Source organism: Microbacterium memoriense (assembly GCF_025398275.1).
In the GTDB taxonomy this organism is placed as follows: Bacteria; Actinomycetota; Actinomycetes; order Actinomycetales; family Microbacteriaceae; genus Microbacterium; species Microbacterium memoriense.
The window spans coordinates 19,755-44,806 of sequence record NZ_JAODOR010000002.1; the positions used below are offsets into that span (position 1 = coordinate 19,755).

Below are 25,052 nucleotides of genomic sequence, written 5' to 3' on the forward strand. Positions count from 1 at the left end.
TCGTGACGAGCACCGCCCCGCCGCTGCCGCCTGCCGAGCGGCCTTCCTTCTACGACGACTGGCGCACGCGCCTGGCCGCGGAGCCGCGCCTGCAGCGGCTGTACGGATGGCTCGCGCCGGTCCTCATCACGCTTCTGGCCGCGATCCTGCGATTCTGGAACCTCGGCAATCCGCACTCGCTCGTCTTCGACGAGACCTACTACGTCAAGGATGCGTGGAGCCAGTGGAATCTCGGCTACGCCGCGACGTGGCCCGAGGGTGCGGACGCACGTTTCGCCGCCGGCGAGACCGACATCTTCACGACCGCCGCGAGCTTCGTCGTCCACCCGCCGCTCGGAAAGTTCCTCATCGGCGCCGGCATGGCCCTCTTCGGGCCCGAATCGTCGGTCGGCTGGCGCGTCGCGACAGCCCTGTTCGGCACAGCCTGCGTCCTCGTCCTCTTCTTCCTCGCGAAGGCCCTGACCGGCTCCACCGTCTTCGCGAGCGTCGCGTCGTTCCTCTTGGCGATCGACGGACTCGGGATCGTCATGAGTCGGGTCGCGCTGCTCGACATCTTCCTCACGTTCTTCGTCCTTCTCGCCTTCTGGTTCACGGTGCTCGATCGACGACGGCATCTCGATCGCCTCGCGGCCGCCGTCGCCAGGCGTATGCGCGATGACGAACCTCCCGCGTGGGGCGTGATCCTGTGGAACCGTCCCTGGGTCATCGCCGCCGGTGCCGCTGCGGGCGCCGCCACGGCGGTCAAGTGGTCGGGCGTCTGGGTGCTGGCCGCGATCGGGCTCTACCTCGTTGTGACCGATGCGCTGGAGCGCCGCCGTCTGGGTGTCACATTCTGGCCGATGGATGCTGTCCGCCAGGGCGCGGCATCCTTCCTTCTGCTCGTGCCGGTCGCCTTCGTGGTCTATCTCGCGTCATGGACCGGCTGGCTCACGAGCGACGGCGGCTACGACCGCCATGCCGCCGACGGCTCCCCGGCGACCGGATTCTTCAGCTGGGTGCCTCTCTCGCTGCAAAGCCTGTGGCGCTATCACGAGACGATCTACACCTCGATGACCGGCATGAGCTCACCGCACAGCTATATGAGCCCGGCGTGGGTGTGGCCGTTGCTGTGGCGTCCGACGTCGATGTATGCCGGGAGCACCGCGGACGGCGAGAACGGGTGTACCGGCGGATCCAGCGGATGCCTCGAGATCCTCTACAGCATGCCGAACCCGCTGCTGTGGTACGCGAGCATGGCCGCGATGATCTATCTCGTCTTCCGCTTCGTCGTGGCGCGCGATTGGCGCCACGCCGTCGTGCTGGTCGCGATCGCGGCCACCTGGTTGCCCTGGGTGATGTACCCGGAGCGCACGATCTTCCAGTTCTACACGATCGTCATGTGGCCGTTCCTTCTGCTGGCCTTGACGTTCGCCTTGCGTGACATCACGGGTACCGCGCACGCCCCCGCTGACCGGCGCCTGGCCGGTCAGCGGGTCGTGCTGGTGTTCCTCGGCGTCGTGATCGCGCTGTCGATCTTCTGGTACCCGCTGTGGTCGGCCACGCAGGTGCCGTACGACTTCTACCGCCTGCACAACTGGATGCCGGGCTGGATCTGACCCGTCAGTTCACCTCATCGGGGTGGACCGATACCCGGCCGCCGCGCTCGAGCGCGGTGATCGCGGCCTGCTCGTCGGCGGTGAGTTCGAAATCGAACACGTCGAGGTTCTCGCGGATGCGGGCGGCACTCGTCGACTTGGGGAACACGATGAATCCCTGCTGCAGGTGCCAGCGGAGGACGACCTGTGCCGGGGTCTTGCCGTGCGCGGCCGCGGCGGACGCGACCGGCTGCTCGTCGAACAGCGGGTACTTACCCTGACCGAGCGGACCCCATGCCTCGATGAGGATGCCGTGCTCTGCCGCGAATCCGGTCACGTCACGCTGCTGGTATGCCGGGTGCAGTTCGATCTGATCGACCGCCGGGGTGACCCCGGTCGCGGTGATGATCTCTTCCAGGTGTGCGGGAAGGTGGTTCGAGACGCCGATGCTCGTGGCCTTGCCGGCATCCCGGATCTGGACCATCTTCTCCCACGCGTTGACGTAGTTGCCGTTTGCGGGCGCCGGCCAGTGCACGAGGTAGAGATCGACGTGATCGAGTCCGAGCTTGCCGAGGCTTTCATCGATCGCAGCGAGCGGTGCCTCGCCTGCCTGCCGGTCGTTCCACAGCTTGGTCGTGATGAAGAGTTCGTCACGCGGGATGCCGCTCGCGGCGAGCGCGCGGCCGACGCCCTCTTCGTTGCCGTAGAGCGCGGCCGTGTCGATGTGTCGGTAACCCGCTTCGAGCGCGTCCGAGACGATGCGTTCGGTCTCGGCGGGGTCGACCTTGAACACCCCGAAGCCTAGCTGCGGAATCGTGTGGCCGTCGTTGAGCGTGAGGGTGGGGATCGTCGTCATGCCTCCAGCGTAGGCACCCGCACCGCCCTCTTGCGAGGAACGAGCGGGGCATGGGTTGTTGTGCCCATCGCCCGGCCGTGGGATCTCGCTTAGGTTGGACCCGACGGAAGGGGCGGTCGTGGCAGATCTGAAGATCGATGTCAGCGAGGTGCTCGCCAGCGCGAGCAGCGCTGACCGGATCGCGGGCGATTTCGGCGGCGCCGAGCGCATCGCCGACGAGACCGCCGACTACACCGGGCACGATGGTCTCGCGGGGAAGGTGCGCGACTTCGGCGGTAAGTGGGACGTCGCGCGCGGCAAGCTCGAAGAGAACCTCACCTTCATCGCCGAGTACCTGCGGGCCGTCGTCGACACCTTCGACGATCTCGACACCGACCTGGCCGCGGCGCTCGCGGATTCCGCGTTGGGTGACGGCAAAGCAGTCGACGAGCTCAACAAGGCCATCGCCGACGCTCAAGAGCCGGCACCTGCACCCACCCCGAGCCCCACCCCGTCGCCCACTCCCGGACCCGCCCCCACACCGCCGAGCGGAGACGGCCGCTGATGGCACTTCCCGGAAACCCGGACGCCCTCGCCGAGCGCGCGTCGACCTATGCGTCGTCCGCAAGCCGCATCCAGCGTGCCGCCGACGATCTGCGTTCACTCGCGTACGCCAGCGAAGCGAAGTCGCTCGATGCGCTTCGCGACAAGAGCAACCAGGTCGCCGGCGACCTCGACGATGCGTACGGGCGCTATTACGGCACGGCGACCGCGCTGACCGAGTACGCCGCCGCTCTGCGGACGGCACACAAGAATGCGAACGACGCCGATGCAAGCGAAGCCACGGCGCAGAACTACGGCGATCAGGCCGACTCCCAGGTCGCGGCGCTGACTCGCCACCTCCGCAATCTCGAGGATGCCGCCGCTCCGGCGGGAACGATCGAGGCCGCCGAGCGCCGCCTGGCCGATGCACAGGGCACCGCGCGGCGCCATGACGGTTCGGCCACCGCGGCACGCGACCAGCACGAGGCCGCGCGCCGCGACATGGAAGCCGCCGCGCAGCGCGCGATGTCGCTCATCGACACCGCGATCGATGCCACGAACGAAAGCTGGCTCGACAAGGTCGGCAATTTCTTCGAGGACATCGGATCGTTCCTCGCCGATCTCGGCCGATGGGTGGGCGACTTCCTCCAGGACCTCTGGGACGAACTGCAACGCCTCGTGGCGACGGTCCTCGCCGTGCTCGGCACGATCCTGATCCTGGTCCTCGTCTACGCACTCCTGTCGATGATCCCGGTGATCGGGCCCATGATCGCCGCTCTCGTCGTCGGGATCCTCGCCGGCTTCCTCCTCGCCAGCATCCTGTCGGATGTCACGAAGCCGACGCCGAAACCCCACGCCTACGACCGCACCAAGAGTGAGAAGGGCAGCGATCCCGGTGAGCCGACCGACCTGTCCAGCGCGCTGAAGGACGCGGCCTACGTCGACAAGCTGGGGCATGAGCCCCTCCGCAATCCCGACGGTTCCCTCATGCGCGATGAGGACGGCAACGTCATGACCTCCGCCGAGAACACCGTCATCAAGGTCACACAGGTCGTCGATGCCGACGGCGTCGTGCGCTGGCGCGTCGCCCTGCCGAGTACACAGGAGTGGCTTTCGCGTCTCAACGGCGACCAAGGCGCCGTCAACGACCTCGACAGCAACCTCGCCCTCATGCTGACCCCGTCTTTGCGGTCGCAGTACGAGCGTGCGGTGCTCGCCGCGATGCAGGAGGCTGGCGTCAGCCCCAACGATCCGGTCATGCTCGTGGGGTTCAGTCAGGGCGGAATCATGGCGGGACACCTGGCCGCCTACAACTCCGACTACAACTGGGATGCCGTGGTCGTCGCCGGCTCGCCGATCGACAGCATGCCGATCCCCTCGACGACGACGGTCGTGTCGGTCCAGCACGACGGCGACCCGGTGCCGCGCCTGGACTCGATCATCTCCCTGGGCACAGGCGGCTACGCGCAGCAGCAGCCGAACTGGACCACGATCACGACACCGTCGCCGCTGGCGTCCGACGGCGTGGCCGGCATCCACAACGGTGCCGCGTACAACGCGACGCTGCAGAGCCAGATCGACAGCGTCCCCGCGTCCACGCAGGACGACCTCGATGCGTACTTCATCGGCGATGAGAACACCTACGGTTATGACAGCACCTACTACTCGTGGACGGAAGACTGATGGCGCACCTCCCTTCACCCTCACGCCTCATCGCGGTGGCCGTCGGAGCCGCGCTCGCCCTGTCTGCCGTCACCGCCTGCAACCCTGCGGCATCGCCTGCGCCCGTGACGACCTCCACCGAAAGCGAGAGCGAATTGCTGTATCCCGAGATCCACGCCGCCGTCCTGGCCGCTGAGCCACGCGTCGTCGATACCGGCATCCTGGAGAGCCAGTCCGGCGCATCGACCGTGCTGAGCGTCGCCGTCTTCGTGAGCGGTGCAGAGCCCCTCTCGACCGAGTCGCTCACGGCCATGCTCGTCGCGGTGCGCGACACGATGCCCGACGGTGCCGACCAACTCGACTTCATCGCGCGGGACGACACCGAAGCCAGTCGTCGCCTCGATATCGGGCCCGCGATCGACGGGCTGCCGGCAGAGCTCACGCCGCTCTGGGACGGCACGTTGACGCTCATGCGCGGCGATCTCGACAAGCTGTGAGCGGGGACCCTTCGCCGGAGCTGTCCTTCCGCCTGATCGGCACGTGGTGGCGGGTCGACCTCGCCTCCGATGAGGCAGCGCGGACGTCGGCGACGGACATCGCGCGCGGAACGCTCGGCACCGCAGATCAGCACGCGACCGCCCGACGGCGGATGCGCGACGACCTCGTCTCGGCCGCCGCGGCGGCGCGCGAGGCGCAGGCGCGCCTGCTGCTCCTGCAGACCGAGCTCTCTCCCGGTGATCCGATGTCGGCCACCCTTACGCTGTACGACGACGACCGGATGCGGATGAGCCCCGCGATCGGCACCTCGCCCGACCGAGTCCTCCGTGTCCTCGAGGAGAGTCTGCCGACGATCGCGCCTGAGCTCGCACCGACCGCCGTGCGCCGGCCGTTCCAGGGCGGCGAGACCGTGCGGGTGCACCGCATCGACGAGACGATCGGGGTCGAGGATGGCCAGGAGTTCACTCAGCGCCGCCTCGTCGCGCAGTACTGGTACCCGCAACCGGATTCCAAGCGCCTGCTCCTCGCAGTGTTCTCGACGCCCCTCGGCGATATCCCCCACACGGTGCTGTCGTACTTCGATGCGATCGTGGAGGTATCGCGCTTCGTGACTCCGGTGCCCACCGCCTCCTGAGGCCGCATACGATGGAGGGCTATGCCTTCTGCCGAACCCGTCATCTCGTATCCGCCGGAGCTGCCCGTCAGCGCCGCGCGCGACGAGATCGCGCGCGCGATCAAGGACCATCAGGTCGTGATCGTCGCCGGCGCGACGGGGTCGGGCAAGACCACGCAGCTGCCGAAGATCTGTCTCGAGCTCGGTCGCGAGAAAATCGCGCACACGCAGCCACGGCGCATCGCGGCACGCACGATCGCCGAGCGCATCGCGCACGAGATGCAGGTCCCCCTCGGCGGTGCGGTCGGCTACAAAGTGCGCTTCACCGACCAGGTGTCCGCCGACACGAAGGTCGCGCTGGTCACCGACGGCATCCTGCTCAACGAAATCCACCGCGACCGACTGCTGCGGCGCTACGACACGATCATCATCGATGAGGCGCACGAGCGGTCCCTCAACATCGACTTCCTCCTCGGCTACCTGACCCGCATCCTTCCGGAACGGCCGGACCTGAAAGTCATCGTGACCTCGGCCACGATCGACCCGGAAAGCTTCGCGCGGCATTTCTCGGCGGGCGGCACTCGTGTGGTGCCGATCATCGAGGTATCGGGGCGGACCTATCCGGTCGAGATCCGCTATCGTCCGGCGACGGAGACCGAGGACGACGTCGACGCCCTCGCGGCGGCGCTGCGCGAGCTCGACCGCGAATCCAGCGGCGACGTGCTGGTCTTCCTCCCTGGGGAGGCCGAGATCCGCGACGCGATGGATGCCGTTCGCGGCATGTACGCGCAGGATGCCCGGCCGACCGAGGTGCTCCCGCTCTACGGCCGACTGTCGTCCGCCGACCAGCATCGCGTGTTCGAAGCGTCATCGATCGCCGGCGTGCGCCGGCGTGTGATCCTCGCGACCAACGTCGCCGAGACGAGTCTGACGGTCCCCGGCATCCGGTACGTCGTCGACGCGGGCACCGCCCGCATTTCGCGCTACAGCGCACGCTCGAAAGTGCAGCGTCTCCCGATCGAAGCGATCTCGCAGGCGTCGGCCCAGCAGCGCTCCGGCCGCGCGGGGCGCACGTCCGACGGCATCGCGATCCGCCTGTACGCCGAAGACGACTTCGACGCCCGTCCGGAGTTCACCGAGCCGGAGATCCTGCGCACCTCGCTCGCGTCGGTGATCCTGCAGATGCTCGCGCTCGGCTTCGGTGATATCTCGGAGTTCCCCTTCCTCACTCCCCCGGACTCCCGCGGAGTGAAGGCGGCACTCGACCTGCTCACCGAGTTGCGCGCGATCGAGATCGGCCGGAGCACGCCGAAGCTCACGCGGTGGGGGCGCGAGATCGCTCGCCTGCCGATCGACCCGCGCTTCGCCCGGATGCTGCAAGAAGCCCGCCGGCTCGGCGTGACCCACGACGTCCTCGCGATCGTCGCCGGGCTCTCGATCCAGGACGTGCGCGAGCGCCCCTCCGCCGAGGACGGCGCACAACGCGAGCAGGCCGACCGCATGCATGCACGGTTCATCGACCCGACGAGCGACTTCCTCACGCTGCTGAACCTGTGGAACCACCTCCAGGAACAGCAGCGCGAACTCGGGTCGAGCGCCTTCCGTCGACTCTGCCGCAGCGAGTTCCTCAACTACGTGCGGGTGCGGGAATGGTTCGACGTGCACCGGCAGTTGCGGCAGCTCACCCGCGATGCCGATGGACGTTCGCGCACCGACGCCGACTCGGCGACCGGTTCGGCGGCGGACCCCGCGCTCATCCACCGGGCGATCCTGTCCGGCCTGCTGTCGCACATCGGCATCCTCGACACGCGCTCCACGCAGCGCACGGACCCCAAGCGGCGTCCGCTCGCGGAGTATCGCGGCGCGCGCGGTGCGAAGTTCTCGATCTTCCCCGGATCGGGATTGCGCAAGGCGTCTCCCGATGCGGTGATGGCGGCCGAACTGGTCGAGACCTCGCGGCTCTACGCCCGCACCGTCGCCGCGATCGACCCGGCCTGGGCCGAAGAGCTGGCGGGCGATCTCGCGCACCGCACGATCACCGACCCGCACTGGTCGAAGGATGCCGGCGCCGCCGTCGCCGCCGAGAAAGTCACGCTCTTCGGGATCGAGATCATCCCGCGACGGCGCGTGCAGTTGGCTCGGATCGACCGAGAACTCGCCCGCGAACTGTTCGTGCGCGATGCGCTCGTCGAGGGCGAGTGGAACACGCACTACCTCGACAAGCGTCTGACGGCGTTCGAGCGGCGCAACCACGAACTGCGGCGACGATTGGAGAAGGTCGAGGAGCGCGAGCGACGGCGGGACATCCTCGTCGGCGACGAAGCGGTCTTCGCGTTCTACGACACCCGGATCCCCCGCGATGTCTTCGACGTCCGGTCCTTCGAGACGTGGTGGCGCGAGACATCGGCACAGACTCCGCGCCTTCTCGAGATGACCGAGGCCGACCTGCAGGGCGACGCATCCCGCGCCGACGAGCGCGATTTCCCGACGCGGTGGATTCAGGGGGATCAGACGCTCTCCCTCGCGTATCGCTTCGAGCCGGGTGCCCCGGATGATGGTGTGAGCGTCGTCGTCCCGCTCGCCCTCCTCGCCCAACTCCGCGAGGACGGCTTCGACTGGCAGGTGCCGGGGCTGCGGGGCGAACTCATCACCGCACTGCTGCGCGCTCTGCCGAAAGCGATCCGGCGTCACGTCGTGCCCGCCGCCGATTGGGCGGCCACCCTCGGCGACGAACTCATCGGCTCGGGTCCCGAGTCGCACGCGGGCCTGCCGCCGCTGTCCTTGCGGGCGGCGTTGGCCTCCCGCATCCAACGCGTCGCGAATCAACCCGTCACCCCGGCCGACTTCGATCTCTCGCGCGTGCCCGCCCATCTCACGATGGGTTTCCGCGCGGTCGATCCGCGCGGCCGGACCGTCGGCAGTGCGCACAACCTCGCAGAGCTGCAGGCGCAGCTTGCGGGCCGCGCACGCGAGCAGGTCGCACGCTCGCTCGCGCATCCCTCAGACTCATCCCGCGGACCTCGTCCCACAAAAGGCTGGTCTGGAGCACCGGAATCGACCGAAAGTGGGACATCCCCTGCCGAAAGTGGGACGACGGCGGCCGGTACGAGTGTGACCGAGCGCACCGGGATCACGACGTGGGACGTGGGCACCTTGCCCGATGTCGTCGACTCGCGGGTAGCGGGCGGCGTCGTGCGCGGGTACCCCGCTCTCATCGATGAGAAGACGAGCGTCGCCCTCCGCATCGAGGCCACTCCCGAACGTGCCGCGCGCCTCACCCGGGCCGGTGTCCGACGGCTCCTTCTCCTGGCCGTGCCATCACCGAGCGCGTACGTCCTCGAGCACCTCACGGCCGCCGAGAAGCTCGTGCTCGCGACCTCGCCCTATCCGTCGGCGAAAGCCCTCATCGAAGACGCTCGCGTCGCCGTCGCGGACGCCGTGCTCGACCGGACGGTGCCGAATCCGCGCACTCCCGAACAGTTCGAGGCGGTACGGGATGCGTTCTCCGCCGCCGTCGTCGACGAACTCTTCCAGGCCGTGTCGCTCACGGCGCGCATCCTCACACTGCAACGGGACGTCGATCGGGCGGTCCGCGCACAGAACTCGATGACACTCCTCACCCCGTTGGGGGATGTGAAAACGCAGGTCGCGGGCCTCATCTTCCCCGGATTCCTCGCGCACACGGGCCTGGTTCGGCTGGCCCATCTCCCCCGCTATCTTCAGGGCGCGCTGCTGCGCGTGCAGGCGCTCGGAGACAACCCGGGCCGAGACCGGCAGCGGATGACCGAATTCGAGCGGGCGGTGACGGCCTATACGGATGCCGGTGGCACCGTGCCGCTCCCGTCCAATGCATCGGCGACACTGACCCGAAGCCGCTGGTTACTGGAAGAGTTGCGGGTGAGTGTTTTCGCTCAGCAGCTGGGCACCGCCGAGGCGGTCTCGTTGCAACGCGTGACGAAGGCCCTCGCCGGAGGATGACACGCGGCGGAATAGCCGCGACAACGAGGAAGTTGGCACGCATATGAGCACCGCGATCACGTACACCGCGTTCGGAGGGCCCGAGGTCCTCACCGTCACCCACGTCCCGACGCCCTCTCCCGGCCCGGGCGAGCTGGGCGTGCGCATCGAGGCAGCCGGGGTCAATCCGCTCGATCTGAAACTGCGCTCCGGTGCCCGGGCATCGGGAGACATCGTCGAGCCTCGCCGCGTGGGCGGCGACGGCGCCGGAGTCGTGTCCGCTGTCGGAGACGGCGTCGAGGGATTCCGCGTCGGCGACGCCGTGGTCCTGTTCGGCGCCGCCGGGCTCTATGCGACCGACGTCGTCGTCACTCCCGCACAGGCCGCCATCCGTCCGCCGCAGGTCACGGCCGCCGAGGGCGCCGCGCTCGGCATCCCCGCCGGCACCGCGTACCAGACCCTCCGCTCGCTCGCCGTCGGCCCCGGCGACACGGTGCTCGTCCACGGCGGCTCGGGCGCCGTCGGACAGGCCGCCATCCAGTTCGCGGTCCTCTGGGGCGCCACGGTCCTCGCGACGACGAGCGATCGCCGCGCCGATCGGGTGCGCGCTCTCGGGGCGACGCCGATCTCCTACGCGCCGGGACTCGAAGATCGCGTTCGTGCCGCCGCACCGCAGGGCGTCACCGCCGCAATCGACATCGCCGGCACCGACGAGGCTCTGCAGAGCTCGCTCGCTCTCGTCGCCGATCGACACCGGATCGCGACGCTCGTGCGGGGGAAGGATGCCGCTGACCTCGGCATCCGCGCCTTCATGGGGGGAAGCCCCGTGCCGCTGAGCGCTGGGGAGAAGGCGTGGCGGGCAGAAGCGATCCCGGTGACGCTCGCGCTGCTGGCAACCGGACGGTTCACGGTGGAAGTCGGCGCGCAGGTGCCCTTGGCCGATGCGGCTGCGGCGCACCAGCTCGTGGCGGCTGGCGTCGACGGCAAGGTCGTGCTCATCCCCTGATCCCGGCTTTTGGCGAGGTGCGAAGTAAGGGTAGGCTTACCTCCATGATCACCTCATCCCGCACGCTCGGGCCGCTCGTCGGCCTTGCGGCCGTCGCCCTGACTGTGACCGCATGCTCCTCGCCGGCCGCAACGGCAGACGAAGCGAACCCCACCGCCGTGGCGACAGTCACCGTCGCAAACGCCCACCCCGCCCTCATCCAGGTGGAGAACGAAGGCGAGACGTCCTGGCAGGAAGACACCGACGCGACGCGCGGGTCGGTCGAGGTGCCGTTCCAGCCGCAGGCCGTCGTGACCTTCGACATCGCGACCCTCGATACGCTGCACGCGATCGGCGCCGGCGACTCGGTCATCGGCATCCCGGAGATCGCCCTTCCGGATTACCTCTCCGAGTACGCGGATCTCCCGAAGGTGGGCACGCTGTTCGAGCCCGACTTCGAGGCCGTCAACGAGCTCGAACCCGACCTCATCGTCACGGCGGCGCGGAGCACGGGGCAATACGACGAACTCGCGAAGATCGCCACCACGATCGACCTCACCGGCACGTACGGCGGCACGTTCGACCCCGCTGCAGGTCTCGTGCGGGCCGCTCAGCTCGGCGAGGTCTTCGGCGAAGAGGAGAAGGTCGCCGAGCTGACGGCGGGCATCGAGGAGCTCACCGCCACGATCCAGTCCGAGGCCTCGGGTACGGCGCTCGTCCTGTCGATCTCCGGCGGCGAGTACGGTGCGTTCGGCGAGGGCTCGCGCTTCGGATACTTCTTCGATGAGCTCGGTTTCACCCCCGCGGTTGCGGCGGCCGAACTCCCCGGCGCGGAAGGCTCGCCCCACGGAGACACCGTCACGAACGAGTTCATCCTGACGGCGAACCCGGACTGGATCATCGCGTTCGACCGTGGCGCGGCGACAGGTGAAGGCAGCACCGCCGAAGAGGCGCTCTCGAACGAGATCGTCGAGCGCACGACCGCGTCGCAGGAGGGGCAGATCGTCTACCTGCCGGCGAGCGAGCTCTACATCGTGATCAATGGGCTCACCGCGATCCAGACCGTCCTCGAGTCGGTCCACGACGCGGTCGCGAGCTGACCTTGTTCCCCCACACGCGGGGAGCGGACTTCTGAAACGCCTGTCCCCCACGACGCTGATCGTCGCGGGGGTGGTCTCCACGGCCGCCCTCGCGACGGTTTCGCTGTTCATCGGCGTCGCCGATCTCGACGGCTTCATCCTCTTCGCCAGCCGTGTTCCGCGCACCGTCGCGCTCATCCTCGCCGGGATCGCCTTCGCCGTGACCGGGCTGATCATGCAGCTGCTCACCCGCAACCGCTTCGTCGAACCCAGCACGACCGGAGCGACGGATGCCGCCAGCTTCGCCCTCCTGCTGCTTCTTCTCCTCTCCCCCGGCCTGCCGTTGGGGCTCACGGCGGTGATCGCATCGGTCGGAGCGCTCCTCGGCGTCATCGGGTTCCTCGCCCTCGTCCGCCGCATCCCGTCACGCTCGAGTGTCCTCGTGCCGATCGTCGGCATCCTCTATGCCGGCGTCATCGGTGCCGTCACGACGTTCATCGCGTATCGCGCCGACATGCTGCAGGAGCTTCTCAGCTGGGGCATCGGCGACTTCTCGGGGATCATCCGCGGCCGGTACGAAATGCTGTGGGTTGCCGCCGCAGCCGCCCTCATCGCCTGGATCGCCGCCGACCGGTTCACCGTCGCGGGTTTGGGCGAGGACACCGCACGCGGACTCGGCCTCAACACGCGCGGCGTCATGGCGCTCGGCGTCGGCATCATCGGGATCGTCACCGGCGTCATGGTCGTCGTCACCGGCGCGATCCCCTTTCTCGGGCTCATCGCGCCGAACATCGTCAGCCGCTGGGTGGGCGACAACATGCGGCGATCCGTGCCGATCGTCGCGCTGCTCGGCGCGTCACTGGTACTCCTCTGCGACATCGTCGGGCGTCTCGTGCGCTTTCCGTTCGAGTTGCCGATCTCGATCGTCATGGGCGTTCTCGGGGGCATCGTCTTCCTCTGGATGCTCCTCGGCACCGCGCAGCCGTCGGATGCGGCGCGGCCGGCACGCGGGCGCCGTCCCGTGGCGGGGAGCGTCCGATGACCGCCACGACGCGAGCAGCTCTCCGCTCCCCCGCCCTGAGGCTGGCCGCGCTGACCGCGCTGGCGGTCCTGGCGATCGTGCTGTATCTGTTCACCGATCTGCCGACCCGCTGGGAGTACGCGCTCGACATCCGCACCCGCACGATCGCGGGCATGGTGATCGCGGCCGCAGCCGTCGGAGTGTCGACCGTGCTGTTCCAGACGATCACGGCCAACCGCATCCTCACGCCCGGGATCATGGGCTTCGACGCCGTCTTCCTCGCCATCCAGGTGGTCGTCGCGTTCGCGATCGGTCCCGCGCTCTTGGTCTCCGCCCCGCCGCTCGCGTCGTGGACGGTCGAACTCGTCCTGATGGCGGGGTCGATCGTGTTGCTGTACTGGTGGCTGTTCCTCCGACGCCGACTCGACCTGCACGTCATCGTCCTGGCCGGTCTCGTGCTGGGAGTCCTCTTCCGCTCCGTCACCTCGTTCCTCCAGCGCCTGCTCGACCCCGACACTTTCGCGATCGTGCAGAACCTGGCGTTCGCGAGCTTCACCTCGATCGACCGGGAGCTCCTCCTTCCCACCGGACTGCTGGTGGCTCTTGCGATCGCCTCGCTCTGGCCGCTCCGGCGCGCACTGGACGTCTTGTCGCTCGGGGAGACGACGGCGATCTCACTCGGCGTGGAGCATCGGCGCACCGTCATGCACGTCGTGGTCGTGGTCGCGGCGCTGGTGGCGGCATCCACGGCTCTCGTCGGGCCGGTCACGTTCTTCGGGCTCATCGTCGCGAACCTCGCGTACGGCGCCGTCGGGCACCGCCACCTGCGGAGCATCCCCGCCGCGATCGCCATCGGCGCCGTCGCGCTCGTGGGCGGTCAGCTGATCCTCGACCGCGTGCTGGGCTTCTCGACCGAGTTGCCCGTCGTGATCGAGTTCGCCGGCGGGCTGTTCTTCATCATCCTCGTCCTCACCGGAAAGGCCCGCTGACATGATCCGTACCGATGCGGTCTCAAAAAGACACGGCGGGCTCGTCGCTGTCGACGACGTCACGGTCGAGATCGGGCGTGGCCTCACGGCGATCATCGGCCCGAACGGCGCCGGCAAATCGACGCTGCTCTCAGCGATCGGACGGCTCATCCAGACGACCGAGGGCACGATCACGGTCGACGGTGTGGATGTGCACACCGCCGGATCGCGCGAGGTCGCGCGCCGCCTGGCGATCCTCCGCCAGGACAACCACCTGGCGATCCGGCTCAGCGTCGAAGACCTCGTCGCGTACGGGCGCTTCCCGCACGGCGGGTCGGGGCGCACGCCGCAAGACCGCTCCCGCATCGAGCGGGCGATCGCGCTGCTCGACCTGGGCGCCGTGCGCCGCCGCTTCCTCGACGAGCTCTCCGGCGGGCAGCGCCAGCGTGCGTTCGTGGCGATGGCGATCGCTCAGGACACCGATCACCTGCTGCTCGACGAGCCGCTCAACAACCTCGATCCGCGGCACGCCGTGAGTCTCATGAGGCTGCTGCGGCGCGAGTGCGCCGAGCGCGACATGACGATCGTCGTCGTGCTCCACGACATCAACGTCGCCGCACAGTTCGCCGACGACATCATCGCGATGCGCAGCGGCCGCGTCGTGCACCACGGCCCGGTCGACGAGGTCATCACCGCGCCGCACCTGAGCGCCCTCTACGACACCCCGGCACGCGTCGAGAAGCTCGGCGAGCGCCTCGTCGTGCTGTGGGAATGAATCGGAGTGACATGACCACCACCTTCAGGCTTGAGCCGCGCGGACTCGATCTCCGCTTCCGTCGCGTGCGCACCGCGGCACGCACCTGGATCACGCCCACCTATGTGCGGGTGCGCGTCGAGGGCGATGAGCTCATCGGCTTCACCTCGCTCGGCGCCGATGATCACATCCGGGTCTTCTTCGCGGGAGCCGCCGACGCCTCGATCGACGACCTGCGCGCTGCGCCGAGCCGCGAGTACACGCCGCTCGCGTGGGATGCGGACGCGGGGTGGCTCGACCTCGAGTTCGCGATCCACGGCGACGACGGCATCGCGGCCCCGTGGGCGGCGAGCGCCCCGATCGGATCGACGGCGGCGATCGGCGGACCGCGCGGTTCGAAGGTCCTCGTCGGTCGCCCCGACGCCTGGCTGCTCGCGGGAGACGAGACGGCGATCCCGGCGATCCGCAGGTTCGTCGCGCAGATGGATGCCGCGGCATCCGGTCGGGTGATCCTCGAGGGCGTGCACCCGGTGCCGCTCGAGACGCCCGCGGGCATCGACGTCTCCTTCGTCCAGCGCGGTTCCGCCGCGCCGGGTTCGGCGCTCGCCGCGCACCTGGATGCGCTGACGGCCGTCGACCGGCCGGACGGCGCGGTGCTGGGTTTCATCGCCGCCGAGCAGGCCATCGTGAAGCCCGGCCGCGCACTGCTCCTGGGTCGATGGGCGTTGGCGCCGGACCAGGTGATCGTGAAGGGCTACTGGAAGCGCGGCGACACCGAATACCACGCCCCGCACTGACCCGCCCCCCTGTCTCCCGCATCCACCCGAACGAACTCCGCAGAATGTCGCCTTCTCCGCACGCGCACGCGCTTCCGGCTGCGGAGATCGCAACATTCTGCGGAGATCGGCATGCCGAGTCGGCCCGATGGCCCCGCTCAGGCGGCGATCCTTGCGCTCGCGGTCAACTCGCGCGGATGAGGTCGCGGTAGAACCCGATTCCGCGCAGCCACACGTCGACGCGGATGCGCTCGTTGTGCGAGTGGAGCGCGTCGCGTTCCGCGCGCGTGAGATGGAACGGGGTGAACCGGTAGACGTGAGCGCTGAGGGAGGTGAACCAGCGACTGTCACTCGCGCCGAGCTGAATGTACGGCGTCGTGACGATGTCCTCACCCAGCGCGGAAGCGACCGCGGTCGCGATGCGGCGCCAGGGTTCACCCTGCCACGGCGAGACCGGCGACGGATCCGAGCCGTGCCGCACATCGACCTCGATGCTCGGGTCAGCGACGGCGCGACGCACATGCCGCTCCGCCGACGCGACAGTGTCCCCGGTGAGCAGGCGGATGTTGATCGAGGCCCGTGCGGTCGTCGCCAAGACGTTCTCCGCCGGCGCACCGGAGAGCTCGGTCGCGACAGCGGTGGTGCGCACGAGTGCGTTCATCTCGGGGCCGAGCCGCGGGAAGACGGCTGCCAACAGAGGCCCGGTCACAGCCAGGTGAGCGAACACCCAGCGCAGCGGCCCGTGGGTATGGGGCGCAAGCGTCGCGAAGAGGGCCCGCACGGGCGGCGCGATTCGGGTGGGGAACGGCCGCCGGTGCACCCGGTCGATCGCCCGCGCGAGGCGGACGGTCGCCGGCATCACCGGCGGCGTCGACGCGTGGCCGCCCGCTTCCCGCGCCGTGAGGTGCACCGTCATGACGCCGCGCTCGGCCACGCCGACCATCGCGGTGGGAACCGTGACGCCGGGTACCACGCCGTCGACGACCGCGCCGCCTTCGTCGAGAACGAGCCCGGGCCGGACACCTCGGGACTGCAACACGCGGACGATCTCTTGCGCGCCATCACCGGCCGTCTCCTCGTTGTGCCCGAACGAGAGATAGACGTCCCGGGCGGGCGCATGGCCACTCTCGACGAGGTGTTCGACGGCTTCCAGGATCGCGACGAGTGACCCTTTGTCATCGATCGCGCCGCGCGCGCGGATCTCGGCATCCTCCCCCGTCCCAATGATCTCGGCGGCGAACGGTGGATGCGTCCACTCCTCCGGGGCGACCGGAACGACATCCAGATGCGCCATCAGCACGAGCGGGTCGGCTGAGGTCGCCCCGCTCCAGTGGTAGAGCAGGGAGTGCCCGGCGATGACCTCGCGACCCAGTACCGCGTGGGTGCGCGGATACAGCCGCACGAGCGCGGCAAGGAACTCATCGAACGGCGCCCAGTCGATGTCGGCTTGATCGGCATGCGACACGGTCGGGATGCGCAGCAGCTCGCGGAAGCGCTCCAGCGCGACGTCGGCGGGGAGATCACTGTGTTCGGTCACCGTCCGAGCCTACGCACCCCGCGCTCTTCCGGCCGCGTACCGTATGCAGGATCGCTCGCCCCGAAAGCCCTGATTTCGCCCGACTCTGCCGGTCTCGGGCGGAAGAATCCTGTATTCGGTACGCACCGTCGGCGAGCCGCACGCCGATAGGCTCGAGGCATGACTGGACTGCGCTGGGGAATCCTCGCTCCGGGCGGCATCGCCCACGCTTTCGCGAAGGATCTGCGCACGGCAGACCTTGACCTGGTTGCCGTCGGCTCCCGCCGCCCTGATGCCGCCGAAGCCTTCGCGGCCGAGTTCCAGATCCCGCGCGCTCACGGCTCCTACGAGGACCTGGTCGCCGATCCCGAGGTCGACATCGTCTATGTCGCCTCGCCGCACAGCCACCATCGGGACCACGCGCTCCTCGCCCTCGAGGCGGGCAAGCACGTCCTGATCGAGAAGCCCGTGACGTTGGATGCCGGTGAAGCCGCCGAAATCCAGGATCTCGCGCGCTCGAAGGGCCTGCTGGCGATGGAAGCGATGTGGACGCGGTACCTGCCGCACATGATCCGCATCCGTGAGCTCGTCGCCGACGGCGCCCTGGGAGACGTGCGCGCCGTGATCGCCGATCACACCCAGAGCCTGCCGACCGACCCGGCGCACCGACTCAACGCTCTGGAGCTCGGCGGCGGCGCGCTGCTCGATCTCGGCATCTATCCCGTGTCGTTCGCCTGGGACATCCTCGGCCCGATGGAGGAGATCCGCGCGGTCGGACGTCTCGCCGAGACCGGCGCTGACACCGAGGCCGTCATCTCCAGCACCCACACGGCCGGCGGGGTGTCATCGCTCATCACATCGTCCCGCGCCGCGGGCCCCAATATCGCCCACATCGTGGGAACCCGCGCGCGCATCGACATCGACGCGGTCTGGTACACACCGACGTCCTTCCGTGTGACCGCGACCGATGGCACGCTCCTCGAGGAGTACGTCTCCGACGTTCCCGGTCGTGGCATGCAGTTCCAAGCCCTCGCCGCCGAGGAGATCATCGCCGCGGGCCGCACCGACAGCGACCTGCTGGCGTTCGGCGAATCCGTCGCGATCATGCACGCGCTCGACTCGATCCGCGCCCAGCTGGGCGTGGCCTACCCCCAGGAGCGATGACATGCCCGATCCGCAGAATCCCCGTGTCGCGGTGTATCTCGACTTCGACAACATCGTCATGAGCTGGTACGACCGGGTGCATGGGCGCAACGCCTACGCCGGCGACCGGCAGAAGATCATCGCCGACCCCGATGAGCCCACGATCGCCCAGCGACTCAAGGACGCGACGATCGACGTCGGCGCGATCATCGATTACGCGGCATCGTTCGGCACTCTTGTGCTGACCCGCGCCTATGCCGACTGGTCGTCGCCGGTCAACGCGTTCTACCGGTCGCAGCTCGTCGCGCGCGCCGTCGATCTGGTCCAGCTCTTCCCCGCCGCCGCGTACGCGAAGAACGGCGCCGACATCCGCCTCGCCGTCGACACGGTCGAGGACATGTTCCGCCTCCCGGACCTCACGCACGTCGTGATCGTCGCCGGTGACAGCGACTACGTCCCGCTCGCGCAGCGCTGCAAGCGGCTCGGTCGGATCGTCGTCGGTGTCGGCGTGGCCGGGTCCACCGCGAAGTCGCTCGCCGCGGCGTGTGATCAGTTCGACGCCTACGACTCCCTTCCCGGCGTCGTGCCACCTCCCGCGACGCAGGCTGCGCAGAAGAAGGCGGATGCCGGGGCCTCCTCCTCGTCACGCCGACGCAAGCCCGCGGAAGACCCCGCATCCGAGCTGCTGAGCCGGGCGCTCAAGCTCGAGCAGGTGCGCACCGACGACGAGTGGCTGCACCTGTCCGCGGTGAAGAACCTGCTCAAGCGGATGGATCCGTCCTTCAGCGAGAAGGCGCTCGGGCACCGCTCGTTCTCCGACTTCGTGAAGGCCTATCCCACGGTCGCCGACATGGACGAGACGACGAACATCGTCCGCGTCCGCCTGCATCCCACGGAAACGCCTGTCGCCTGATCCCTGAGCGCCCGCGCACACGCAGTGTGCGCATCTGAACCTTGTACCTGAATCACATTTCAGGTAGCGTCGCTGATCGGCACTCCCCGGTGCCGTCCCGCGCTCTACAAGGAGGTATCAGCGCATGGCAACAGCGCCCGCATCCGACGAGAAGGTCTCCAGCCTTCGTCGCGTCGTCACCGCATCCATGGCCGGCACCGTCGTCGAATGGTATGAGTTCTTCCTCTATGCCACGGCCGCGACGCTCGTCTTCGGCCCGATCATGTTCCCCCCATCCGATGACCCCTACGCCGGCATCATCGCCGCGTTCGTGACCTATGCCGTCGGCTTCGTCGCACGCCCCCTCGGTGGCATCGTCTTCGGTCACTTCGGCGACAAGTACGGGCGCAAGAAGCTCCTGCAGGTCGCGATCGTCCTGGTCGGCGTCGCGACGTTCCTGATGGGATGCCTGCCCACGTTCCAGCAGGTCGGCTACCTCGCGCCGATCCTCCTCGTGCTGCTCCGCTTCGCGCAGGGCTTCGCCGTCGGCGGCGAATGGGGCGGTGGCGTGCTGCTCGTCGCCGAGCACTCGCCTAACAAGAGCCGCGGCTTCTGGTCGTCGTTCCCTCAGGCCGCCGTGCCGATCGGAAACCTGATCGCCACGGTTGTCCTCCTGATCCTCAGTCGGGCACTGTCTCAGGATGACTTCCTCAGCTGGGGCTGGCGCATCGCCTTCTGGCTCTCCGTCGTGATCGTCGCGGTCGGCTACTACATCCGCACGAAGATCACCGATGCCCCGATCTTCCTCGAGTCGCAGAAGGAAGTCGCCCAGGAAGAACACGTCCGCTACGGCGTCTTCGAGGTCCTCCGGCGCTACCCGCGCGGCGTCATCACCGCGATGGGTCTCCGGTTCGCGGAAAACATCATGTACTACCTCGTGGTGACCTTCTCGATCACCTACCTCAAGCTCGCGCTCGAGATGGACACCTCGGCGATCCTCGGCATGATCGCGATCGCACACGTCGTGCACATGATCGTGATCCCGCTCGTCGGTGGCCTCGCCGACCGCATCGGCCGCAAGCCGGTCTACGCGATCGGCGCCGTCGCTGCCGCCGGCTGGGGATTCGTGGCCTTCCCGATGTTCGACACGAAAGATCCGGTGACGATCATCCTGGCAATCTGCCTGGGCCTCGTGATCCACTCCTTCATGTACGCGCCGCAGCCGGCGATCATGTCGGAGATGTTCCCGACACGCATGCGCTACTCGGGTGTCTCGCTCGGCTACCAGGTCACCTCGATCTTCGCGGGCTCACTCGCGCCGATCATCGCGACCGCGATCCTGTCGGCGACAGGCTCCTGGGTCGGCATCGCGTTCTATCTCGCCGCCGCCGCCGCCATCACGTTGGTCGCTGTGATCTCACTCCGCGAGACCAAGGGGATCTCGTTGCACGACATCGACCGGGTCGACCGCGAGCGCCTCGCCGCCGAGACCGGCACGGTGAAGGTTCCTGTGGGGCGCTGAGCGCACGATCAGTCGCGTGTGGACCAGAGCGCCCAGGCCACGAGCAGTGGCTGGAAGGCCAGTCGCGCCCACCTCGCCGTGTCGTTGTCGAGACCGAACGCGGGGCGCTTGTCCATCGCCTGGGCGATGTTTCCCGGGAAGATCGCGAGGAAGAAGCCCGCAAGGATCAGCCCGACCCGCCGACGCTCCTTCGGGAGCACGACGAGGGCGGCGCCCAACATCATCTCCACGGCACCCGAAGCCACCACGACCCCGTCCTTGTCGATCGGCAGGACTTCGGTGATGAGATCCGGCACCTGTGCCTGGAATTCCTTCCGCGCCCAGAACAGATGGGACAGGCCCGCGAAGACCATGCCCCCCGCCAACATCCATCGCGCCAGAGTCCGCATATGGCCAGTATGCCCGCACTGGGTAGGCTGAGGGGGTGAGCGATGGGGCACGACCGGCGATCCGACGGCTTCCGGACGGAACGGTCAAGCAGATCGGACCGCTGACCGGCACCCGTGTCTGGACGGTCCCCGGCCGCGCGCATCGGCCGATCGCCCCTCCACGCGACGAGGTCCGTGCGCTCGAACCCGGCGACCACGGTCGCCTCTGCGCGTTCTGCGAAGACCGTGCGCTCGAGACGACACCGGAAAAAGCGCGGCTCGTCGGGAGTGACTTCGTCCTGCACCGACACGTGCCCGCCGCGAACCTGCACGACACGGTCGCGGAGTTCCGCCGCTTCGGCAACCTGTTCGAGATCGTCTCAGCCGAGTACTGGCGCGAGAACCACGGATTCCGTCAGCCCGCGGCGCTCTTCGAATGGGCGCAGGAGTACCTTTCGACCCCCGAGGGCCGCGCGCACATCGAGACGCTCGCGGCGATCCGGGCGGACTCGAGCGGCCTTCCGCAGGCGTCGCTCGAGGAAGCCGCGCTCGATCTCCTCGGTGGGTCGCACGATGTCATCGTCGCGCGACGCCACGTCGTCGACGGCGCGAGCACCGACGATCAGCTCGCGTCGGCCGGCACGCTCACACCGGACGAACACGCGGCCTACATCGAGTTCACCGTGCGCTCGCTCGCCGAAATCCAGGCGGCCCAGCCCAACGCGGCCTATGTCACCGTCTTCCAGAACTGGCTCCGCCCCGCGGGCGCCTCGTTCGAGCACCTGCACAAGCAGCTCGTCGCGATCGACGACCACGGACCTCAGGTCGATCACGAGCTCCGGCTGCTGTCGGCCGATCGCCAGCTCTACCAACACGAGATCGCCGATCTCGCGGTCGCCGAAAGCCTCGTCGTGGCGTCGACCGACGGCGCGGTCGCCTTCGCCGGCGTCGGTCACCGCTATCCGGCCCTCGAGGTGTTCTCGACGTCGACGGCGAACCTGCCGCAAGACCACTCGGATGCCGGCATCCGTGCCGTCTCCGACCTCGTACACGCCCTCCACGCCGCGACCGGCGTGCACGTGCCCACGAACGAAGAGTGGCATTACCGTCCCCCCGGCGCGCCGTGGCCCATGCCGTGGCGCGTCGTCCTGAAATGGCGGATTTCCACGCCTGCCGGCTTCGAGGGCGGCACGAAGATCTACGTCAACACGATCGATCCGTGGGAGCTGCGTCGCCGCACGGTGGACGCGTTGTTCGAGCTGCGAGCGGCCGGCGCGATCGCCCCCGGCATCCGCATCGGCGACGAATGCACCCCCGCTGACGCGCGCCTGCACTATGCCGATACCGATGCCGGAGACCCCTCATGACTTTCCCCTTTGATGCGCTCCGCCGACGCCCCGATGTCGAAGCGCCCGGGCTCGTCGCCTTCGATGCGGCCGATCGACTCTTGCTCGACGAATCGGCGATGCTGCGCGCGGAGCTCGGGCCCGGCGAACTCGTCGTGATCGGCGACAGCTACGGCGCTCTCGGCCTCGCCGCCGCGTTCGACGGAGCAACGGGCATCCGGGTGCACCAGGATTCGCTCACCGGCGAACGGGCGCTGGCCGCGAATGCCGAAGAGCTGCAGCTCGCGGACCGCGTGCAGTCGATGCCCCTCGGCGCGGAGCTCGTGCAGGGCGCTCGTGTGGTGTTACTGCGACTCCCCCGCTCGCTCGATGAACTCCGCGACATCGCCGCCGTCCTCGCCGCTTACGCCCCGGACAACGTCGTCGTCTTCGCGGGTGGCCGCCTCAAGCACATGTCCCTCACGATGAACGATGTCTTGCGGTCGTTCTTCGACACGCTCGATGTCACGCATGCACGCCAGAAGTCGCGTGTCCTCATCGCGCAGGGTCCGCGCCGAGGCCCCGCTCCCGAACCCGCGGCAGGCGAGGTCGACGGCCTCGCCGTGCGGGCGTTCGGCGGCGCTTTCGCGGGCACGCGCCTGGACATCGGCACGCGGATGCTGCTGACGCACTTGCCGGATCGTCCCGCCGGGGGCACGGTGGATGACCCGTGGATCGACCTGGCCTGCGGCACGGGCATCGTCGCGGCGCGGCTCGCGGTGCAGCATCCGGATGCGTCGGTGTACGCGACCGACCAGTCATCGATCGCCGTCGCCTCGGCCCGCGCGACCGCGGCGGCCAACGGGGTCGCGGACCGCATCGAGGTGGTGCGGGACGATGCCCTGCAACAGCGTGCCAGCGCAAGCGCCTCCTTCATCGCGCTGAACCCGCCGTTCCACTCCGGCGGCGCGGTCACCGATCAGGTGGCCCCGCGCCTGTTCGCCGACGCCGGGCGCGTGCTGCGACCCGGCGGCGAACTCTGGGCCGTCTGGAACTCGCCACTGGGCTTCCGCCCGGCACTCGAGCGTCTGGTCGGACCCACCCGTCAGGTCGCACGCGACACGAAGTTCACGGTCACGGTGTCGACAAAGCGCTGACCACGCCACCCCTTCCCGTCCCCACACGTGTCGCCGCCGATCGGTGCCGTATTCAGTCTGCGCGCCACCGGCACGGATGCCAGCCGCGGAATTGCGGGGATTCGCCGGCGTCACCATTCCGCGCAGACTGAATACGGACCGGTGAGACGGGCAAAAGCGGCGGGGCGGATGCCAGGAACGACCATCGCGGGCCGGCGAAAGCCGGATAGGACCCGTGAGCCAGAGCGGCGGGGGCGACCAGTCAGTCGCGCGCGGTCGCCCAGAGCGCCCAGGCGACGAGCGCGGGCTGCAGGAACAGGCGCACGAGCCGCTTCGTATCGGTGTCGAGGCCTCGTCGCGCGCCTCGCACTGGCTGCCGAGCTCCTCGTCGCCGGCGCGGCACACGTGGGGTCGACGCGTCGCGGGTTCCGCATCGTCGTCCCGGGCCGGTCATCACGCCTTACTTTCCGCCGGGAGGGCCGATCAGCAGCAGGATGACGAAGAGCGCCGCCACGGCCCCCGCGATCAGGAGCGCGAGCACCCACGGACGGCGAAGGAACCACGCCAACACCCCGTCGTACCAGCGGGTGTCGACGGGCGCGACGACCGTCAGCCACTCCCCCGCGAGCAACCCCCGACGCTGCAACCACAGCTCCACCGGGATCGTGGCGTAGGGGACGATGGCGGCCACGAGGGCGAGAAGCGTCGGAGCCAACCGCCGCCGATTGTTGAGAGCGACGAGGATCGCCGTCGCCGCGTACGACAGGAAGACGAACCCGTGGATGCCGCCACCGATCGTCACGGCGATGCTCCACCCGAGCGTCGCGCGCAGGATGAGCCCGGTGATCAGCAGTGTCCACGACACCGCTTCGGCGATCGCGAGCGCGCGGAAGAGAGCGTGCGGAGTGCGGATCATGCCTTCAGCCTACGTGAAGGTCAGACGATCCCTGCACGGATGCCGTCGAGCGACTGCGCAACTTTCGGCAAGCGCTCGGACAGTGCCCCGTCGAGCTGCGCGAGGCGGTCCTTGGCCGTGCGCAGAACCTGCACCCCCCGAGGCGTGACATTCAGGTCACTCGCCGCGCCGGCGTGGGACGTCGCATCCTCGACCAGGCCGTCGTCCACGAGCGTGCGTACTGCGGTGTGCGCCGACTGCACCGTGATGTGCGAACGGCGCGCGAGCTCCGAGAAGGAGATCCCCGGTTCGGCGTAGATGTGCCCGAGGAGCGCGAACTTGCGGGTGGAGATACCGAGGTCTTTCAGCACAACGGAGAGCTGGCCCTCCCACATCGCCGACACCGCGAGCAGCGCGATCACCGGGCTGAAGCGGGGGGCATCGACGGATGCGGGATTCTCTGCCACGTCACAGAGTCTAGAAGCAGAGCGGCCCCGGCGCCGCAGGCTCGGCCGTGCGAATTGTCACGGCGAGCCGCGGCTCGTCGTGCAGATGAACAGCCCTAGCGTGGGAACGTGGACGAAGACCAACCCCCGCGCACGCTCGAACCGTCGACCGACACCGCTGTCTGCGTAGTCCTCGGGTACGACTGACCCGCGTCGCACGACGTGACACCCCGTAGCGTCGGGGAATTCTGACGCCTCCGACGACCCTCGCGACCGGTCCGTCGATGTCCTCGATCGCGACCGGCAGGCGAGGCCCACGCTGCCGCGGGTCGCCCGGCGACAGGTCCGTTGGCCCGGGTGCGGTGTGCTCGGGACGACGACCCCCCGCGTCGACGGCGATGACTCCTGCGCCGACCCACGGGTAATCGGCCGGCACGCGCATCGCGCGAGCGCACGTCCCGCGGGCAAGGCTCTCGACTCTCGCACATCCGGACAACGCGGGTGTGGACCCTGGTACTGCCTCATCGCTTTTCTCGATACTGCA

General features: G+C 68.8%; 22 protein-coding genes. 17 read left to right on the forward strand and 5 right to left on the reverse strand.

What is annotated here, in order from left to right:
- Positions 1-2 precede the first annotated feature (2 nt).
- On the forward strand, positions 3-1,595 hold the full coding sequence (locus tag N4R40_RS01060) for a dolichyl-phosphate-mannose--protein mannosyltransferase (protein ID WP_261605515.1): 1,593 nt from the start codon (positions 3-5) through the stop codon (positions 1,593-1,595).
- A 4-nt stretch (positions 1,596-1,599) separates the two neighbouring features.
- Here the strand turns inward: N4R40_RS01060 and N4R40_RS01065 are convergent, their stop codons facing one another.
- Positions 1,600-2,430 carry an aldo/keto reductase gene (locus N4R40_RS01065; RefSeq protein ID WP_261605516.1) on the reverse strand — a complete coding sequence of 277 codons (831 nt, stop codon included), beginning with the start codon at positions 2,428-2,430 and terminating at the stop codon, positions 1,600-1,602.
- Between the two features lie 118 nt (positions 2,431-2,548).
- On the opposite strand from N4R40_RS01065, the gene N4R40_RS01070 reads away from it, so the two are divergent.
- The 11 genes from N4R40_RS01070 to N4R40_RS01120 all read left to right on the forward strand — a co-directional run bounded on the left by N4R40_RS01070 (position 2,549) and on the right by N4R40_RS01120 (position 15,286).
- Positions 2,549-2,974, forward strand: a complete 426-nt coding sequence (locus tag N4R40_RS01070; RefSeq protein WP_261605517.1) for a hypothetical protein — start codon at positions 2,549-2,551, stop codon at positions 2,972-2,974.
- A complete protein-coding gene (locus tag N4R40_RS01075) occupies positions 2,974-4,635 on the forward strand; it encodes an EI24 domain-containing protein (RefSeq protein WP_261605518.1) in 1,662 nt (553 codons plus the stop codon). The genes N4R40_RS01070 and N4R40_RS01075 overlap by 1 nt, the downstream gene beginning before the upstream one ends.
- Positions 4,635-5,111 carry a hypothetical protein gene (locus tag N4R40_RS01080; protein WP_261605519.1) on the forward strand — a complete coding sequence of 159 codons (477 nt, stop codon included), beginning with the start codon at positions 4,635-4,637 and terminating at the stop codon, positions 5,109-5,111. The genes N4R40_RS01075 and N4R40_RS01080 overlap by 1 nt, the downstream gene beginning before the upstream one ends.
- Positions 5,108-5,746 carry a hypothetical protein gene (locus tag N4R40_RS01085; RefSeq protein ID WP_261605520.1) on the forward strand — a complete coding sequence of 213 codons (639 nt, stop codon included), beginning with the start codon at positions 5,108-5,110 and terminating at the stop codon, positions 5,744-5,746. The genes N4R40_RS01080 and N4R40_RS01085 overlap by 4 nt, the downstream gene beginning before the upstream one ends.
- A gap of 21 nt (positions 5,747-5,767) precedes the next feature.
- Positions 5,768-9,703, forward strand: coding sequence for an ATP-dependent RNA helicase HrpA (gene hrpA / locus N4R40_RS01090; protein ID WP_261605521.1), 3,936 nt, complete (start codon positions 5,768-5,770; stop codon positions 9,701-9,703).
- A 43-nt stretch (positions 9,704-9,746) separates the two neighbouring features.
- Positions 9,747-10,688 carry a quinone oxidoreductase family protein gene (locus N4R40_RS01095; protein WP_261605522.1) on the forward strand — a complete coding sequence of 314 codons (942 nt, stop codon included), beginning with the start codon at positions 9,747-9,749 and terminating at the stop codon, positions 10,686-10,688.
- Between the two features lie 44 nt (positions 10,689-10,732).
- Positions 10,733-11,767: a siderophore ABC transporter substrate-binding protein gene (locus N4R40_RS01100; protein WP_261605523.1), complete on the forward strand. Its 1,035-nt coding sequence runs from the start codon at positions 10,733-10,735 to the stop codon at positions 11,765-11,767.
- A 70-nt stretch (positions 11,768-11,837) separates the two neighbouring features.
- Positions 11,838-12,788: an iron chelate uptake ABC transporter family permease subunit gene (locus N4R40_RS01105; protein WP_261605524.1), complete on the forward strand. Its 951-nt coding sequence runs from the start codon at positions 11,838-11,840 to the stop codon at positions 12,786-12,788.
- Positions 12,785-13,756 carry an iron chelate uptake ABC transporter family permease subunit gene (locus tag N4R40_RS01110; protein ID WP_261605525.1) on the forward strand — a complete coding sequence of 324 codons (972 nt, stop codon included), beginning with the start codon at positions 12,785-12,787 and terminating at the stop codon, positions 13,754-13,756. The genes N4R40_RS01105 and N4R40_RS01110 overlap by 4 nt, the downstream gene beginning before the upstream one ends.
- Before the next feature lies 1 nt (position 13,757).
- Entirely contained in the window at positions 13,758-14,510 is a 753-nt protein-coding gene (locus N4R40_RS01115) for an iron ABC transporter ATP-binding protein (RefSeq protein ID WP_261605526.1), read from the forward strand.
- 11 nt (positions 14,511-14,521) lie between these two features.
- Complete coding sequence (locus N4R40_RS01120) at positions 14,522-15,286, forward strand: siderophore-interacting protein (RefSeq protein ID WP_261605527.1); 765 nt, start codon at positions 14,522-14,524, stop codon at positions 15,284-15,286.
- A gap of 163 nt (positions 15,287-15,449) precedes the next feature.
- Here the strand turns inward: N4R40_RS01120 and N4R40_RS01125 are convergent, their stop codons facing one another.
- On the reverse strand, positions 15,450-16,802 hold the full coding sequence (locus tag N4R40_RS01125) for a M20/M25/M40 family metallo-hydrolase (protein WP_261605528.1): 1,353 nt from the start codon (positions 16,800-16,802) through the stop codon (positions 15,450-15,452).
- A gap of 159 nt (positions 16,803-16,961) precedes the next feature.
- On the opposite strand from N4R40_RS01125, the gene N4R40_RS01130 reads away from it, so the two are divergent.
- The 3 genes from N4R40_RS01130 to N4R40_RS01140 all read left to right on the forward strand — a co-directional run bounded on the left by N4R40_RS01130 (position 16,962) and on the right by N4R40_RS01140 (position 20,338).
- The gene (locus N4R40_RS01130; RefSeq protein ID WP_261605529.1) at positions 16,962-17,945 is read left to right on the forward strand and encodes a Gfo/Idh/MocA family protein; all 984 of its coding nucleotides are present in this window, start codon (positions 16,962-16,964) and stop codon (positions 17,943-17,945) included.
- Position 17,946: 1 nt separating this feature from the next.
- Positions 17,947-18,837: an NYN domain-containing protein gene (locus N4R40_RS01135; protein ID WP_261605530.1), complete on the forward strand. Its 891-nt coding sequence runs from the start codon at positions 17,947-17,949 to the stop codon at positions 18,835-18,837.
- A 124-nt stretch (positions 18,838-18,961) separates the two neighbouring features.
- Entirely contained in the window at positions 18,962-20,338 is a 1,377-nt protein-coding gene (locus N4R40_RS01140; RefSeq protein WP_261605531.1) for an MFS transporter, read from the forward strand.
- 8 nt (positions 20,339-20,346) lie between these two features.
- Here N4R40_RS01140 and N4R40_RS01145 read toward each other — a convergent pair whose 3' ends face one another.
- On the reverse strand, positions 20,347-20,727 hold the full coding sequence (locus N4R40_RS01145) for a DoxX family protein (protein ID WP_261605532.1): 381 nt from the start codon (positions 20,725-20,727) through the stop codon (positions 20,347-20,349).
- A 35-nt stretch (positions 20,728-20,762) separates the two neighbouring features.
- On the opposite strand from N4R40_RS01145, the gene N4R40_RS01150 reads away from it, so the two are divergent.
- Together N4R40_RS01150 and N4R40_RS01155 are read left to right on the forward strand one after the other, a co-directional pair.
- The gene (locus tag N4R40_RS01150; RefSeq protein ID WP_261605533.1) at positions 20,763-22,073 is read left to right on the forward strand and encodes a DUF4921 family protein; all 1,311 of its coding nucleotides are present in this window, start codon (positions 20,763-20,765) and stop codon (positions 22,071-22,073) included.
- Positions 22,070-23,188, forward strand: a complete 1,119-nt coding sequence (locus tag N4R40_RS01155; RefSeq protein WP_261605534.1) for a class I SAM-dependent methyltransferase — start codon at positions 22,070-22,072, stop codon at positions 23,186-23,188. The genes N4R40_RS01150 and N4R40_RS01155 overlap by 4 nt, the downstream gene beginning before the upstream one ends.
- 439 nt (positions 23,189-23,627) lie before the next feature.
- On the opposite strand, the gene N4R40_RS01160 is transcribed toward N4R40_RS01155, so the two are convergent.
- Together N4R40_RS01160 and N4R40_RS01165 are read right to left on the reverse strand one after the other, a co-directional pair.
- Complete coding sequence (locus N4R40_RS01160) at positions 23,628-24,083, reverse strand: DUF3817 domain-containing protein (RefSeq protein ID WP_261605535.1); 456 nt, start codon at positions 24,081-24,083, stop codon at positions 23,628-23,630.
- Between the two features lie 20 nt (positions 24,084-24,103).
- Complete coding sequence (locus N4R40_RS01165; protein ID WP_261605536.1) at positions 24,104-24,529, reverse strand: MarR family winged helix-turn-helix transcriptional regulator; 426 nt, start codon at positions 24,527-24,529, stop codon at positions 24,104-24,106.
- Positions 24,530-25,052: the final 523 nt, after the last annotated feature.

Excerpts from the sequence above, each read along its gene's own strand:
- N4R40_RS01065 (WP_261605516.1), bottom strand. The coding sequence starts at position 2,430 with ATGACGACGATCCCCACCCTCACGCTCAACGACGGCCACACGATTCCG.
- N4R40_RS01075 (WP_261605518.1), top strand. The coding sequence starts at position 2,974 with ATGGCACTTCCCGGAAACCCGGACGCCCTCGCCGAGCGCGCGTCGACC.
- N4R40_RS01080 (WP_261605519.1), top strand. The coding sequence starts at position 4,635 with ATGGCGCACCTCCCTTCACCCTCACGCCTCATCGCGGTGGCCGTCGGA.
- hrpA (WP_261605521.1), top strand. The coding sequence starts at position 5,768 with ATGCCTTCTGCCGAACCCGTCATCTCGTATCCGCCGGAGCTGCCCGTC.
- N4R40_RS01095 (WP_261605522.1), top strand. The coding sequence starts at position 9,747 with ATGAGCACCGCGATCACGTACACCGCGTTCGGAGGGCCCGAGGTCCTC.
- N4R40_RS01100 (WP_261605523.1), top strand. The coding sequence starts at position 10,733 with ATGATCACCTCATCCCGCACGCTCGGGCCGCTCGTCGGCCTTGCGGCC.
- N4R40_RS01110 (WP_261605525.1), top strand. The coding sequence starts at position 12,785 with ATGACCGCCACGACGCGAGCAGCTCTCCGCTCCCCCGCCCTGAGGCTG.
- N4R40_RS01115 (WP_261605526.1), top strand. The coding sequence starts at position 13,758 with ATGATCCGTACCGATGCGGTCTCAAAAAGACACGGCGGGCTCGTCGCT.
- N4R40_RS01120 (WP_261605527.1), top strand. The coding sequence starts at position 14,522 with ATGACCACCACCTTCAGGCTTGAGCCGCGCGGACTCGATCTCCGCTTC.
- N4R40_RS01130 (WP_261605529.1), top strand. The coding sequence starts at position 16,962 with ATGACTGGACTGCGCTGGGGAATCCTCGCTCCGGGCGGCATCGCCCAC.
- N4R40_RS01135 (WP_261605530.1), top strand. The coding sequence starts at position 17,947 with ATGCCCGATCCGCAGAATCCCCGTGTCGCGGTGTATCTCGACTTCGAC.
- N4R40_RS01140 (WP_261605531.1), top strand. The coding sequence starts at position 18,962 with ATGGCAACAGCGCCCGCATCCGACGAGAAGGTCTCCAGCCTTCGTCGC.
- N4R40_RS01145 (WP_261605532.1), bottom strand. The coding sequence starts at position 20,727 with ATGCGGACTCTGGCGCGATGGATGTTGGCGGGGGGCATGGTCTTCGCG.
- N4R40_RS01155 (WP_261605534.1), top strand. The coding sequence starts at position 22,070 with ATGACTTTCCCCTTTGATGCGCTCCGCCGACGCCCCGATGTCGAAGCG.
- N4R40_RS01160 (WP_261605535.1), bottom strand. The coding sequence starts at position 24,083 with ATGATCCGCACTCCGCACGCTCTCTTCCGCGCGCTCGCGATCGCCGAA.